This is a genomic window from Erythrobacter sp., assembly GCA_019739335.1.
Classification (GTDB): domain Bacteria; phylum Pseudomonadota; class Alphaproteobacteria; order Sphingomonadales; family Sphingomonadaceae; genus Alteraurantiacibacter.
Genome location: CP073261.1, coordinates 2,591,398 through 2,605,519, shown reverse-complemented (window position 1 = coordinate 2,605,519; position 14,122 = coordinate 2,591,398). Strand labels below are relative to the sequence as shown.

14 protein-coding genes are annotated in these 14,122 nt (G+C 62.1%); 7 read left to right on the top strand and 7 right to left on the bottom strand.

Annotated elements, in window-relative coordinates; all coding sequences use genetic code 11:
- Positions 1–146: 146 nt before the first annotated feature.
- The gene (pgsA, locus tag JY451_12855) at positions 147–740 is read right to left on the bottom strand and encodes a CDP-diacylglycerol--glycerol-3-phosphate 3-phosphatidyltransferase (protein ID QZH74540.1); all 594 of its coding nucleotides are present in this window, start codon (positions 738–740) and stop codon (positions 147–149) included.
- A gap of 128 nt (positions 741–868) precedes the next feature.
- Here pgsA and JY451_12850 point away from each other — a divergent pair, with 128 nt between their 5' ends.
- Positions 869–2,200 carry an MFS transporter gene (locus JY451_12850; protein ID QZH74539.1) on the top strand — a complete coding sequence of 444 codons (1,332 nt, stop codon included), beginning with the start codon at positions 869–871 and terminating at the stop codon, positions 2,198–2,200.
- Between the two features lie 3 nt (positions 2,201–2,203).
- On the opposite strand, the gene JY451_12845 is transcribed toward JY451_12850, so the two are convergent.
- Complete coding sequence (locus tag JY451_12845; GenBank protein QZH76768.1) at positions 2,204–2,407, bottom strand: hypothetical protein; 204 nt, start codon at positions 2,405–2,407, stop codon at positions 2,204–2,206.
- A gap of 127 nt (positions 2,408–2,534) precedes the next feature.
- Between JY451_12845 and JY451_12840 the strand changes: the two genes are divergently transcribed.
- Entirely contained in the window at positions 2,535–4,190 is a 1,656-nt protein-coding gene (locus tag JY451_12840) for a thiamine pyrophosphate-binding protein (GenBank protein ID QZH74538.1), read from the top strand.
- Between the two features lie 61 nt (positions 4,191–4,251).
- Here JY451_12840 and JY451_12835 read toward each other — a convergent pair whose 3' ends face one another.
- Together JY451_12835 and JY451_12830 are read right to left on the bottom strand one after the other, a co-directional pair.
- Positions 4,252–4,422, bottom strand: a complete 171-nt coding sequence (locus JY451_12835; GenBank protein QZH74537.1) for a CsbD family protein — start codon at positions 4,420–4,422, stop codon at positions 4,252–4,254.
- Between the two features lie 82 nt (positions 4,423–4,504).
- Positions 4,505–4,915, bottom strand: coding sequence for an EVE domain-containing protein (locus JY451_12830; GenBank protein QZH76724.1), 411 nt, complete (start codon positions 4,913–4,915; stop codon positions 4,505–4,507).
- A 247-nt stretch (positions 4,916–5,162) separates the two neighbouring features.
- Between JY451_12830 and JY451_12825 the strand changes: the two genes are divergently transcribed.
- From JY451_12825 to JY451_12805, 5 genes are all read left to right on the top strand, one after another.
- On the top strand, positions 5,163–6,698 hold the full coding sequence (locus tag JY451_12825) for an EAL domain-containing protein (protein ID QZH76723.1): 1,536 nt from the start codon (positions 5,163–5,165) through the stop codon (positions 6,696–6,698).
- A 63-nt stretch (positions 6,699–6,761) separates the two neighbouring features.
- Positions 6,762–7,571 carry a diaminopimelate epimerase gene (locus JY451_12820; protein QZH74536.1) on the top strand — a complete coding sequence of 270 codons (810 nt, stop codon included), beginning with the start codon at positions 6,762–6,764 and terminating at the stop codon, positions 7,569–7,571.
- On the top strand, positions 7,568–8,743 hold the full coding sequence (locus tag JY451_12815; protein QZH74535.1) for a MiaB/RimO family radical SAM methylthiotransferase: 1,176 nt from the start codon (positions 7,568–7,570) through the stop codon (positions 8,741–8,743). The genes JY451_12820 and JY451_12815 overlap by 4 nt, the downstream gene beginning before the upstream one ends.
- Positions 8,740–9,663, top strand: a complete 924-nt coding sequence (gene ftsY, locus JY451_12810; GenBank protein ID QZH74534.1) for a signal recognition particle-docking protein FtsY — start codon at positions 8,740–8,742, stop codon at positions 9,661–9,663. Before JY451_12815 ends, ftsY begins: the two co-directional genes overlap by 4 nt.
- Positions 9,663–10,322 carry a septation protein IspZ gene (locus tag JY451_12805; protein QZH74533.1) on the top strand — a complete coding sequence of 220 codons (660 nt, stop codon included), beginning with the start codon at positions 9,663–9,665 and terminating at the stop codon, positions 10,320–10,322. Before ftsY ends, JY451_12805 begins: the two co-directional genes overlap by 1 nt.
- A gap of 6 nt (positions 10,323–10,328) precedes the next feature.
- Here JY451_12805 and JY451_12800 read toward each other — a convergent pair whose 3' ends face one another.
- The 3 genes from JY451_12800 to JY451_12790 all read right to left on the bottom strand — a co-directional run bounded on the left by JY451_12800 (position 10,329) and on the right by JY451_12790 (position 14,040).
- Entirely contained in the window at positions 10,329–10,643 is a 315-nt protein-coding gene (locus JY451_12800; GenBank protein ID QZH74532.1) for a hypothetical protein, read from the bottom strand.
- A 103-nt stretch (positions 10,644–10,746) separates the two neighbouring features.
- A complete protein-coding gene (locus JY451_12795; protein QZH74531.1) occupies positions 10,747–12,036 on the bottom strand; it encodes an amino acid permease in 1,290 nt (429 codons plus the stop codon).
- A gap of 111 nt (positions 12,037–12,147) precedes the next feature.
- The gene (locus JY451_12790; GenBank protein QZH74530.1) at positions 12,148–14,040 is read right to left on the bottom strand and encodes a potassium transporter Kup; all 1,893 of its coding nucleotides are present in this window, start codon (positions 14,038–14,040) and stop codon (positions 12,148–12,150) included.
- Positions 14,041–14,122 lie beyond the last annotated feature (82 nt).

Here is a 14,122-nt window from a genome sequence, read left to right as displayed (position 1 = left end):
CCAAGATTCCGCCTCCGAAATCACCCATCACCCCGCAAAATCGGAAGGTCACACTGCCAACAGCAAAGTCCGCCGCAACCCCCTGCCCAACAACACTTTTCCGCCAAACTGAAGTTTCGCAAACACCCCCGGTCGGTGTTCCACAATCAATCCATGTGCTTCAGGCCAACCCGCAAGTAGTCCCATCCCGTCACCAGCGTCAGGATCGCCGCCGCCCACAGCGTCACCAGCCCCACCGTATGCGGCACGTTGTGCATCACGTCGCCCGCTTCGATTACCCAGCCGGGCAGCCCCTGCCCCAGGATCAGCGAGCCCAGCGCAACCAGCTGGAAGGTCGTCTTCCACTTGGCCAGCTTGCTCACCGGCATAGACACCTGCAAGCCGCCGAGGAATTCGCGCAGGCCCGATACGGCGATCTCGCGGATCAGGATGATGAGGCCCGCGATCACGTGCATGTCGCCCACATATGGCCCGCGCAGCACGCCCATTGCGGTCAACACAAGGATCACCGTCGCGACCATGATCTTGTCGGCAATCGGATCGAGGAAAATCCCCAGCTTGCTCACTGCCCCGCTGGAGCGCGCAAGCATCCCGTCGAAGTAATCGGTAATCCCCATCGCCGTATAGAGCGCGAAGGCAAGCAGGTATCCCGCTTCCCATCCCGGCCACCAGATCAGGAAGGCGAGCAGCGGCAGCGCGACGATGCGCGACATGGTGAGGATGTTCGGAAGCGACCACATGGCCTCCCCCCTAGCGCGTTAATGCTTCGGGAAAAAGCATGGCCTATGCGGTCGATTGGTTATAAGCCTGCCCGCGCAGACAGCCGGGGCGACACGGCGGGCAAGAGGAAGGCACGCAGAACTCCCCTATGTTTACCTCGACCCACCTGCTCAAGCAGCGCCGGTTCCTGCCGCTGTTCGTCACGCAATTGCTCAATGCGTTCAACGACAATCTCTACAAGACGACGATGGTGCTGTTCGTCGTCTACTCGGTTTACAATTCCGCCGACACGGAAACGATGTTCTCCGGCGTGGCATCGGCGGTGTTCATCCTGCCGTTCTTCCTGCTCTCTGCCATCGCCGGGCAACTGGCCGACATGCGCGACAAGGCGAAGATAATCCGCATGGTCAAGGCTGCCGAAATCGCCATCATGGCGGTGGGCGCAGTCGGGCTCTACCTCGCGTGGCAGGGAATCGCGGTCGATTTCCTCGCCATCCCGCTGCTGATGCTGGCGCTGTTCGCGATGGGTACCCATTCGACTTTCTTCGGTCCGATCAAATACGCGATCCTGCCGCAGCACCTGAAGAAGGAAGAAGTGCTGGCCGGCACGGGGCTGGTGGAAGCGGGGACATACCTGGCGATCATGGCGGGTACGATCCTCGCCGGGTTCCTCTCGGTGGAAGTCGCGGCGATGGCCATCCTCGGCTTTGCGGTGATCGGCTATCTCACCAGCCGCCATGTTCCCCCCGCCCCCCCGATGGGAACGGAGCCGGAGAAAGTGGATTTCAACCCCTTCACCTCCTCATACCGGTTGGTGCGTGATATCACCCACAATCGCGAGGTGTTCTTCGCCATCCTCGCGATCAGCTTCTTCTGGACCATCGGCTCGGTGCTATTCATCCAGTTCCCGCCTCTGGCCAAGAACGTGCTGATGGCGAACAAGGAAGTGGCTAGCCTGTTCCTGGTGTTTTTCTCCATCGGCGTCGCGATCGGATCGGTGGCGGTGAGCCTGCTGCTGAAAGGCAAGGTCTCGGCCCGCTATTCGCCGATCTCGGTGCTGGCGATGGGGGCGATGGTGACGGTGTTCTACTTCGTCTGCCGCGCATGGAACGCCGGGCTGGAAAGCACCGAACTGATGGATGTTGCCACCTTCCTCTCCTATCCGCTCGCCTGGGCAGTGCTGGGGAGCCTGCTGCTGATCGCAGTATTCGGCGGCATGTTCGTGGTGCCGCTTTACGCCTTCCTCACCACCAAGGTGCCAACATCGCAGGCGAGCCGCGCAGTGGCGGCGAACAATATCGTCAATTCGGGCGCGATGGTGGCGGGGTCGCTGCTGGCGCTGGGGCTGAGCGCCGCGGGCGTGCCGCTGGCGGAGCAATTGTTGCTTAGCGCCGGGATGTGCGTGTTTTCGGCGTGGCTTGGCGGCGTGCTGTGCAAGGCAGAACTGGCTGCTAGCGCGAGTGCCTTGGCTGCCGAGTGAGGATCAGCCGAAGAAAGTGAGGGTGGCGACAAACCCGGCGGCATAGGTCGCCAGCACGGTTTCGGCATCCTTGCGGGTCAGGGCCAGCCGCTCGCGCCAGGGCACGGTCCGCTCGATCTCGTTCGCGCGCAGCACGACATGCGGAGGCAGCGAAGCCCGGAAGGGGTGGCGGGCCGATTCATCGGTAAGGACAAGTGCGCGTCTCATGGTGGGTTCTTAACCTTTTGGTAACCAATCCGCACACGCCCTTCTGGTTCCTGTCCACAGACGGGACATTCGCGTTTCATCCACAGATAGTTGCCGCCGCAACCGGGTGCAGCTATCGCATCCCCCCATGACCAGAACCGCTGCGCGCCTGCTCGTCGATTGTCTTGTGGAACAGGGCTGCGACCGGATCTTCACCGTGCCGGGGGAGAGCTTCCTGCCTGTGCTCGACGCGCTGGCCGATTGCCCGGAGATCGACACCGTGACTTGCCGCCAGGAAGGCGGAGTCGCATTCATGGCCTGCGCTGACGGAGCAATGACCGGGCGCCCCGGGATCGCCTTCGTCACCCGCGGCCCCGGTGCGACGAACGCCAGCATCGGTGTGCACGTAGCGATGCAGGACAGCGAGCCGATGATCCTGTTCATCGGCGATGTGGACCGTGGGATGCGTGATCGGGAGGGATTCCAGGAAGTCGATTTCCCGGCCTTCTTCGCGCCTATCGCCAAGTGGTCTGCGCGGATCGACGATGCCCGCCGCATTCCCGAATACGTGTCGCGTGCGTGGTCCACGGCGATTTCGGGGCGGCCCGGCCCGGTGGTGCTCGCCCTGCCAGAAGACATGCTGCATGAGCGGGGCATCGTTTCGCCCGTGCGTCCGGCAGTAGTGAAGCCCGCGCAGGCCCCCTGCCCCGATGCGATGGCGACGATGATGCAGCTGATCGGCGATGCCGCCGCACCACTGGCCATAGTGGGAGGCGCAGGCTGGAACGGACGGGCACGGCACTACTTTACCGAATTTGCCGAAAGCCTCGGCCTGCCCGTCGCGACGGCCTTCCGGCGTCAGGATGCCTTGCCGCCATCATCCTCCGTTTACGCGGGCAATCTAGGCTACGGTCCCAATCCGAAGCTGGCCGAGCGGGTGCGGCAGGCTGACGTCCTGCTGGTGGTCGGCGCTCGGATGGGCGAAGCCACGACCGACGGCTATGCGCTGGTTACTCCCGATCATCCGGGCCAGGTGCTGATCCACGTGCACCCCGATCCGGAAGAGCTGGGCCGCGTCTATCGCACCGATCTGGCTCTCTGCGCCGACATGGCCGAATTCGCCGAAAGCGCGGCGCTGTGGGACGATGCGGACGTCATCCCGTTCGACGCGGGAGCAGAGGCGCACGCGGAATGGCAGGCGTGGAACACGCCGCGTGAAGAGGCGCAATTCCCGCTCGATCTGGCGCTGGCGATGGGGATCATGCGCAGGCTGCTCCCAGAAGACGCGATCGTGTGCAATGGCGCAGGCAATTTCGCCGGCTGGTGGCACCGTTACTGGCCCTATGCCGGCTATCCTTCGCAGCTCGCCCCCACGGCGGGCGCGATGGGGTATGGAATTCCTGCTGCGGTGGCGGCAGCAAGGCGCTTCCCAGATCGCTGCGTGATCGCGGCGGCGGGAGACGGCGACTTCCTGATGAACGCACAGGAACTGGCCACGGCCGCGCAGTACGGGCTCGACCTGCTGGTGATTGTCTTCGACAATTCCACTTTCGGCACGATCCGGATGCACCAGGAGCGCGAATATCCCGGGCGTGAGTCGGCCACGCAGCTCGCCAATCCCGATTTCGCCCTGATGGCGCAGAGCTATGGCGGCTGGGGCGCGCGGGTGGAAACCAATGCGCAGTTCGACGCGGCGGTTGAGGAAGCTGCCGCGCGAAAGGGCATTCGCCTGATTCACTGCATTACCGATATCGAGCAATTGAGCGCTGCCGGCGCGACCGTCAGCGGCCTGCGCAACCGCTGACCCAAAGCAAAAGGGCCACTCCAGCGGAGCGGCCCTTTCATTCGTTATCAGGACAACAGCGTCAGATGTCGTCGCCGAGCTTGCCTTTGACTTCGCCCTTGAGCTGCTGGCCTTCGCCCTTGACTTCCTGCTTGCGGCCCTCGTTACGCGTTTCGGCGTCGCCCGAATGTTGCTTGGCCTTGCCAGCGGCTTCGTTGGCGTTGCCTTTGATCTTGTCGGTGAGTTCACCCATGGAAATTCTCCGTTGTTGGTAGGGCGGCGCGATTGCCTGCCCATTGCCCAACCAACGGGTTAATCCATGTAAAAGTTCCAGATTACCTACCGGACATGCGCATGATCTCATCCCATTCGGACGAGCGTATCTGGGCCACCGACAAGCGCGAAAGACGGATCAGATCGATTCCTGCCAGATCGGGATTGGCTTTGATCGCTTTCAAGGTTACCGGATGGTCCAGCGCTTTCACCGGCTTGACCTTTACCGTCGGCCATTTCCCCTCGACATCGGTCGGATCGATCAGACCGCTCTCGCTGATCTCGGCAATCCCGACGATCTGCAAGCCCTCGTTCGAGTGATAGAAGAAACACGGATCACCCTCGCTCATCGCCCGCAGGTTCTGGGCGGCAAGATGATTGCGCACCCCGTCCCACACGGTCTCCCCATCCCGGACGAGATCGTCCCATGAGTACTTGAACGGTTCCGACTTGATCAGCCAGCGATTGGGCATTGTGCTATCGTGATTCATGGCCGAACGCCTAGCGCGTCTTCACAGGTCCGGCAATTAACCGAAAATTGATCATACCCCATCATACCACCGCAAACGACTTTTCGGGGGCTAGCAGGCGTTGGACGTGGGACAAACCAGACGCGATCACGGCGAGCAATTGCCCGCAGTTTCGGCACCGCGCGATTTCGTCACGCTTGGCATCGCCATCGCCGCGATCATCCTTTTTGTCGGCACCGGCGGTACGGTGATGCCGCAGATCGTCCGTGCATGGATGGGTGTCGGGGAACCTCCCGACGTGGCGCTGGTCAATGCCGTGCTGCTGAACATCGCGCTGCTCATTTTCGGCTGGCGGCGCTATGTCGAACTTCACCGCGAGGTGACCCTGCACCGCACGGCGGAAGAGCGGGCGCGCGAACTGGCCGAACGCGATCCGCTGACCGGGTGCCTGAACCGCCGGAGCGGGCCAGCAGCCATCGACGCCCTGCTCGGGCGATTCAAGGCAAGGCAGCAGGACGTTGCGGTGCTGATGATCGATCTCGACAATTTCAAGCAGATCAACGATCTCAACGGCCACCGCACGGGCGACCGGGTGCTGACCACAATTGCCGAGAGGATCGCAGCAGCCCTTCCCCCAGAAGGCCTGCTGGTCCGGATCGGGGGCGATGAATTCGCCTGCGCCGTGCCGATTGCCATACAATCACGCGATCGCGTGGATGCGTTGGTCGATGCTTTGATCCGCAGCGTTTCGGCGCCTGTGACAGATGGCGATGTAACCGTGGAAGCGACAATCTCCGTCGGTCTGGCCCACACAGGGGGTGAGACTGACCGCGAAACCATGCTCACGGCTGACCGACTGATCCACCGCGCCGACATTGCCATGTATCATGCGAAAAAGCGCGGGCGGAACCGGTATTACTGGTTCGAACCACAAATGGAAGACGAACTCCGGTTCCGTAGCGATCTGGAGTCCGGCATCCGCGATGGGCTGAAGGCAGGCGAATTCGTCCCTTTTTACGAACAGCAGATAGACCTGGAATCGGGCAAGCTGGTTGGCTTCGAAATGCTCGCGCGCTGGCAATCGCCAAAATACGGGCTGGTCAGCCCGGACGTCTTCATCCCAATCGCCGAAGAGATCGACGTGATCGGACCGCTCTCAGAAGCGCTGATCCGGCAGGCACTTGCGCAGGCGACCGAGTGGGACGATTCGATCACGCTCTCGGTCAATATCTCGCCCGTGCAATTGCGCGATCCCTGGTTTGCGCAGAAGCTGCTGCATCTGCTGGTGGAAAGCGGCTTCCCGCCGCAGCGTCTTGAAATCGAGATCACCGAAAGCTGCCTCCACGAAAACATTGGCGCGGTCCGGTCGATCATCACCAGTCTCAAGAACCAGGGCATTCGCATCAGCCTCGACGATTTCGGCACCGGCTACTCCAGCCTGTCGCAATTGCGCTCGCTGCCGTTCGATAGGCTCAAGATCGATCGCAGCTTCGTGACCGAGATCGGATCCGAAGATGTCAGCAGCGATCTGGTCCGAGCGATTGTTTCGCTCGGCAAGGGACTTTCGCTGCCGGTAACGGCAGAGGGGATCGAGAACGGCGAAGTGCTGGAAAAACTCAAAGGCCTCGGCCAAATCAAGGGCCAAGGATACTTGTACGGGCGGCCCGAGGATGGTGCGGCCACGCGCACGCGCTTGGCCGCACTGGCGCTGCTAAAGCCTTACACGACAGCTTCGGCCCCCGATAAGGAAGAGCTGGTAGAATTCGAGCTGCGGCAGGCAAGCTGAGCTCAACCCAGCGATAGCCCCTCCACCATTGCGGTTCGCGCGCCGTATGCCTAGGTGGCGGACATGCGCATTCCCTTCGTCAAAATGCACGGCCTGGGCAACGATTTCATCGTGCTCGACGCGCGGGAGACCGCCCTGCCCGCGCTCACCGCGCCGAGCATCCGCGCGCTGGCAGACCGGCGCGAAGGGATCGGCTGCGACCAGTTCATCATCCTCGAACCGCATGACAGCGCCACCTGCCTGATGCGCATCTACAATGCCGATGGCGGCGAAGTCGAAGCCTGCGGCAATGCCACCCGCGCGGTTGGGCTGCTGCTGGGCGAACCGGCGCGGATCATGACCGCCGGTGGCCTGCTCGAAACCCGGCCCGATGCGGCGGGCATCGCGGTGGACATGGGCGAGCCGCGTTTCGATTGGGACGCCATCCCGCTGGCCTATCCGATGGACACGCTTGCCCTTCCTTTGGGCTGGGAAGAATTGCAGCAGCCTGCCGCAGTCAATGTCGGCAATCCGCATGTGGTGTTCTTCGTCGAGGACAGCGACACTGTACGACTCGACCTGCTTGGTCCGCTGATCGAGCATGACGAGGTGTTCCCGGAGCGAATAAACGTGAATGTCGCTACCATAGGGGACCGTTCGACGATCCGCCTGCGTGTATGGGAACGCGGCGTCGGCCTCACCCGCGCATGCGGCACCGGGGCCTGCGCCACCGCGATTGCAGCCATGCGGCGGGGGCTGGTGGATCGGCAGGTGACCGTTCATCTGCCGGGCGGGCCGCTTGTCATCGGCTGGGGCGCAGACAACCGCATCACGATGACCGGCGCTGCGGCGGAGAGCTTTCGCGGCAGCTTCGAGCTGGATCACTACGCTTGAGCCAAGCACAGGTCATTTCTCTCGGCTGCCGCCTGAACCTCGCCGAGAGCGAGCGGATTCGCGCGCTGGTGGCGGGGGAGCCGGATCTGGTCGTCATCAACAGCTGCGCGGTGACGAGCGAAGCCGTGCGCCAGACCCGGCAAGCGATCCGCCGCGCCCGCCGCGACCGTCCTGATGCGCGGCTGCTGGTGACCGGCTGCGCCGCAGACATCGAGCGCGACCAGATTGCCGCGATGCCTGAGGTGGACGGGCTGGTGCCCAATGCGGACAAGTTGGATGCGCGGGCGTGGAACGTGCCAGCGCAGGTGCTTACCGCGCAGTCAAAGCACACCCGCGCCTTTATCGCGGTGCAGAACGGCTGCGATCACGCCTGCACTTTCTGTGTTATTCCGCAGGGGCGCGGGCCGAGCCGTTCGCTCAGCATCGCGCAGGTGCTGCATGAGGTGGAGCGCCACCTCGAACAAGGCGCGCCAGAAGTGGTGCTGACCGGGGTGGATGTCACCAGCTGGGGGCACGACCTCCCCGGCGCTCCGCCGCTGGGCAGACTGGTTTCCGCCGTCCTGTCCGCTTTCCCTGAATTGCACCGGCTGCGACTGTCCTCGCTCGACGGGGTGGAAGTCGATCGGCTGCTGCTGGAACTGTTCGCCAGCGAAACGCGGGTGATGCCACACCTGCACCTCAGCCTCCAGCACGGGGCGGACCTGATCCTCAAGCGGATGAAGCGCCGCCACAGCCGCGCCCAGGCCATCGAACTGGTGCAGCGGCTGCACGAGCGTCGCCCGGATATTGCCGTGGGTGCGGACATAATCGCCGGATTTCCCACCGAAAGCGAAGCTCATCACGCGGATAATCTCTCGATCATTGCCGAGCTCCCGGTTGTTCACGGCCACGTGTTTCCCTACTCGCTCCGCCCCAACACACCCGCCGCCCGGATGCCGCAACTCGATCCTGCGCTCATCAAATCCCGCGCCGCGCAATTGCGGGCCGCCGCCAGCAGCACCCGCACCACATGGCTGCAAAGCCTTGTGGGAACTCCCTTGCGCGTCCTCGCCGAAAGCGACGGCACCGGCTATGCCGAAAACTTCGCCCGTGTCGCCCTGCCCGCCGGAACGCCGCGCGGCACGATTATCACCATCACCCCGACTGCGGTTACGGAAGGCCTGCTAACGTGAGCGAGAAAAGCTGGACCCAGAAGCTGTTCGGCGGCTTTCGCAAGACGTCGGAGCGCCTTTCCGAGAATCTCACCGGCGTGGTCGGCACGGCCAAGCTGGACGATGCCACGCTCGACATGGTCGAGGATGCGCTGATCACGTCCGATCTTGGCCCCGCTGCCGCCGGTCGCATCCGCGCCAAGCTGACCGAAAAGCGCTTCGGCCTGTCGATGACCGAGCGCGAACTGAAGGAGGCAGTTGCAGAGGAAATCGCCGCCATCCTGCGCCCCGTCGCCGTGCCGCTGGAGATAACTGCCTTCCCCCGACCGCAAGTGATCCTCGTGATCGGCGTCAACGGCAGCGGCAAGACGACCACCATCGCCAAGCTCGGCCACTGGTTACAAGAAGACGACTACGGCGTGATGCTGGCGGCGGGGGACACTTTCCGCGCCGCCGCGATCGGCCAGCTGAAAGTCTGGGCCGACCGGATCAACGTGCCCGTCATCACCGGCCCCGAAGGCGGCGATCCGGCCAGCATCGTGTTCGATGCGGTGAAGAGGGCGACCGAAACCGGGATCGACGCGCTGATTGTCGACACTGCCGGACGGCTGCAAAACAAGCGCGAGTTGATGGACGAGCTGGCAAAGATCAGGAAGGTGCTCGGCCGCCTCAATCCCGAAGCGCCGCACAATGCGCTGCTGGTGCTCGATGCCACCAACGGTCAGAACGCGCTGCAACAGATCGAGATTTTCAAGGAGGTGGCGGGCGTGACCGGACTGATCATGACCAAGCTGGACGGCACCGCGCGCGGCGGCGTGCTGGTGGCGGCGGCGGAGCAATACGGCCTGCCGATCCACGCCATCGGCGTCGGCGAGAAGCTGGACGACCTGCGCCCGTTCGACCCCGATCTGGTGGCGCGCGTGATTGCGGGAGTGGCGTGATGAGCGATCCGCAGACCAATCCCAAAGCCAAACCCAAATCCGGCTGGCTCAATGTCGCGGTCGATTACGGCCCGCTGCTGGTATTCTTTCTCGCCTACAAATACTTCTCGCCGGACGAAGAAGGCGACATGAGCGGCGAGATTTTCGCCGTCATTCGCGGAACAGCAGCCTTTATCGTGGCGGCGGTCGTGGCATTGGCCGTCAGCAAGTGGCGGCTAGGCAAGATCAGCCCGATGTTGTGGCTCTCCACAGCGATGATCGTCGGCTTCGGCGCGCTGACGATCTATTTCCAGGATGAAAGCTTCATCCAATGGAAGCCGAGCATCGTCTATGCCCTGTTCGCCGTGGTTCTGCTGATCGGCTATGCCAAGGGCAAGTCGCTGCTCAAGGTATTGCTCGAGGCCGCCTTCGAGGGCCTGAACGACGACGGCTGGCTGAAACTGTCGCGCAACTGGGGGGTGTTTTTCATATTCCTGTGCGCGCTCAATTCGGCGCTGGTGTGGCTGGTCAGCTTCGAAACCTGGCTGGCGGCCAAGCTCTGGCTGTTCCTGCCGCTGACTTTCCTCTTCACCTTCACCCAGGTGCCGATGCTGATGCGGCATGGTCTGGCGCTGGGCGAAGAGGAAGAAGTCGCCGAGGAAACTCCGCCTCCCGGCTGAGCCGTCTCAGGCCTGCATATCCCGAATATTGCGCCGCGCATCGAGCAGCCGGTCCAGCCCGCGCTGCTGCACGGCAAACCAATCCGCCTCTGCCTCCGCCCGGTTCTCTCCGCGCGCGATCCGGACCTCAATGAAGGCGGCATTGAACGCCTCGCGCTGACTGACACAACTCGAACGCCAGTGTTCGACGAATACCGCATCGTCCATTTCCACCGCCACGCTGCGCGCTTCTGCGAAAATGCAGTTTACATATTCAACGTTGCGAGCATCGGCTTCCGCAACCAATGCCGACGATGCGCCCAGAATAAATAGCGAGAACATTGCGCCTCTCCTGCTTTCCCGGAAGGATGCAGGATCGTGGCTACGAAAGTGTTGCCTTGCTTGGTTAACCGATCAACAAACCTTCATTCCTTTGGAAACCCGCTCAAATATCTCCAACCGTCGCGGATTCAGCGAGGTGTTCCTGACCCGTCAATTCGCCCACGTCGAAATTTCGGCGGCAAAACCAGCGGACGATTGCGCCGAATCCAAGCAAAACGCCAACCCACAGGCTGGTCTCCAGACCGGAGCCATAGGTTGCCAGCCCTATGAACAACACTCCTAGAGCCAGCACCGGCCATCTTGCATGGCTTCGATTCTCCTTCACCGCAGCGAGCGCAGCCATCAAGTAGAAAACCAGTACCCCGCCGCTGGTCAGCAGAACCATGAAGGTGAACATGCCGGTCAAGCCGCGCGACATGTTGGCAAGGATCAGCGCCGTTGCAATCACGCCGGTTAACAGGACACCATGGTAGGCAACGCCAGTGGAATTGGTCCACGAAAACGCCCGCGGCATTTCCCCGCGCAAAGCCATTGAATAGCTGCACTCTGCACCAACAAGGATCAGGCCATTAGTGCAGCCAGTCACGCTCACGAGGATACAAAGCGCAACGGCAGTGCCAGCTAGCGCGCCAAATTCGTTGGTGAGCACATCGGAGAAAGGCGAGCTCGAAGTCGCGATAGCTTCCCACGGGATGATCCGGACAATGCCGGTGCTCGCGAGAAGGTACAGTAAAACCACCAGCAACGTGCCACCGATCAAGGCGAGCGGAATGTTCTGCGACGGATTGCTGATCTTGTTGACAGGAACGGTTGCCGCCTCGAACCCCAGCAAGGCGAAAAGCGTCAGCGCAACAGCGGCAGAAATGTTGTCCAGATCGACCGGCATCGGTGCCATGGGCTGGAGCTCCGCCGATCCGGCCAGCCCCCAGACGAAAATGCCGATAACAAGCACCAGCGGTATTACCTTGATTACCACCGATACCACCTGGACGCGGCCCGCCGATCGTGTCCCGAGCAGATTTACGCCAACCATCGCCCAAAGTAGGCCGAGAGCCACAAAAATGCTCACTCTCTGGTCTGGATCATCAAAAGCGAGGCTGGCAATGATTGAACCGCCAGCCAAAGACAGTGCGGCAATCGAAGTAAAACCAGCGGCCCAGTAGGCCCAGATACCAAGGAAGCCCGGAACCTCGCCCAGTACCCGCTCAATGTTGTGCTGAATCCCCTCGCCCGTTCCATCCATCAGGAAGCGGAATGTCATGGCAAGACAGATTGCTCCTGCCCCGCTGATGAGCCAGCCGATCACGGCGTTCCATCCCAGTGGCGCCAACGACGATGGCAGGAAGAAAATCCCCGCTCCGATCATCGTTCCGATGACCAACGAGATACTCATCAGCGGGCCCATCCCCCGCCGTGGTTGCGTGCTTGCCATTGATGCCCCCCAAGGCCGATCAGGCATGGCGCCTGGTCGACCTGCGCAGGCTAGGTCAGGACATCATCGCCGTCAAATTTCCACCTGGCTGCCCAGTTCCACCACGCGGTTTGTTGGCAGGCGGAAGAATTCCATCGGGGTGGCGGCATTGCGCATCATCCACGCGAACAGGCGTTCGCGCCAGATCATCATCCCCGGCTTTTCCGCGCTCAGGAGCGTCTGTCGGCTGAGGAAGAAGCTGGTCTTCATCATGTCGAACGGCCCGCCGCACATCTCGCGGCTGGATAGTGCCTTGGGCACGTCGGTCTCTTCCATGAACCCGTAATGCAGGATCACCCGGAAGAATCCGTCCTTCAGATCCATGATCTCGCAGCGCTCTGCCGGATCGATGTACGGCACGTCAGCAATCTGCACGGTGAGCACCACCACCCGTTCGTGCAGCACCTTGTTGTGCTTGATATTATGCAGCAGCGCCGAGGGTGTACCGCCGGAACCCGAGTTCATGAAGATCGCCGTGCCCGGCACACGCGCAGTGCTGGAGCGGGCGCTCTTGGCGAAGATGTCGAGCGGCAGGCTCATCTCGGTCATCCGCTCGCGCATCAGCTTGCGGCCCTTGGCCCAGGTGGTGAGGATAGTGAAAGCAACCGCGCCGATCAGCAGCGGGAACCAGCCACCGTCCAGCACCTTGGTCATGTTGGCAGCAAAGAATGCTCCGTCGACAATGAAGAACACCGCCACAATCGGGATCGCGACCCACCACTTCCATTTCCACACGGCGAGCATCAGAACCGCCATCAGGCATGTATCGATGAACATCGCCCCCGTCACGGCAATGCCATAGGCCGAAGCGAGGCTCGACGAGTTCTGGAAGAACAGCACCAGCAGGACTACGGCGACGCACAGCATCCAGTTGATCAGCGGGATGTAGATCTGCCCCTGTTGCGTATGGCTGGTGTGGAGGATCGACAGGCGCGGCACGAAGCCGAGTTGGATCGCCTGGTGCGTCACCGAGAAAGCGCCCGAAATCACCGCCTGACTGGCAATGAACGTGGCAGCTGTGGCGAGGAACACCAGCGGCAGCCGATAGGCTTCCGGAGCGAGGTAGAAGAACGGGTTCTCGATCGCCTCGTTTGCGGCGGCATCGGGCAGGCCGAGGATCATCGCCCCTTGGCCGAAATAGTTCAGCAGCAAGCAGGGCATCACAAATCCGAACCACGAAAGGCGCATCGGTCCGCGTCCGAAATGGCCCATGTCCGAATAGAGCGCTTCCGCCCCTGTCACCGCCAGCACCACCGAGCCTAGCGCGAGGAAGGCAAACCACTTGTCGGTGATGAAGAACTGGATCGCATACCAAGGGTTGAGCGCCCAAAGGATTTCGGGTGCAGCAAAGATATGTCCGATCCCCAGCATGGCCAGCACGGTGAAATAGATCAACATGACCGGTGCAAACAAAGCCCCGACTTTGGCCGTGCCGCGACTCTGCAAGATGAACAGCCCCACCAACAGCACGAGCGCAATGGGAATGACGAAGCGATCCAGCCGACTGTCGACGACTGTCAGACCCTCCACCGCCGAAAGCACCGATATCGCCGGGGTAATCATCGAATCGCCGTAGAACAGCGCCGTTGCGAAAACTCCGAGTAGGATGACCAGCCAGCCGTATCCGCTCTTGCCGATGCTCCGCGAGAGGAGCGCAACCAGCGCCAGACTGCCACCCTGCCCGTTATTGTCCGCGCGCATCAGGAAGGTGACATACTGAATCGAGACGATCAGTGTCATCGACCAGAAGATCAGGCTAAGCACACCCAGCACGTGCATATCGTCCAGCGGCAGTTCGTGCGCGCCGCGAAAAGTCTCGCGGAAAGCATAGAGCGGGCTGGTGCCGATATCGCCGAACACGATGCCGACTGCGCCGACAGCCAGCTTCAGCTTGGCCGATTCCCTGTTATCCGTGGCTGCGCTCATATGGATTTACGGCCCATTCGCTTGCTCGCCCCAACGCTACCATGCGGCGAAGGCGGCGCGATAGCAGCGTGCTGGCACGCTA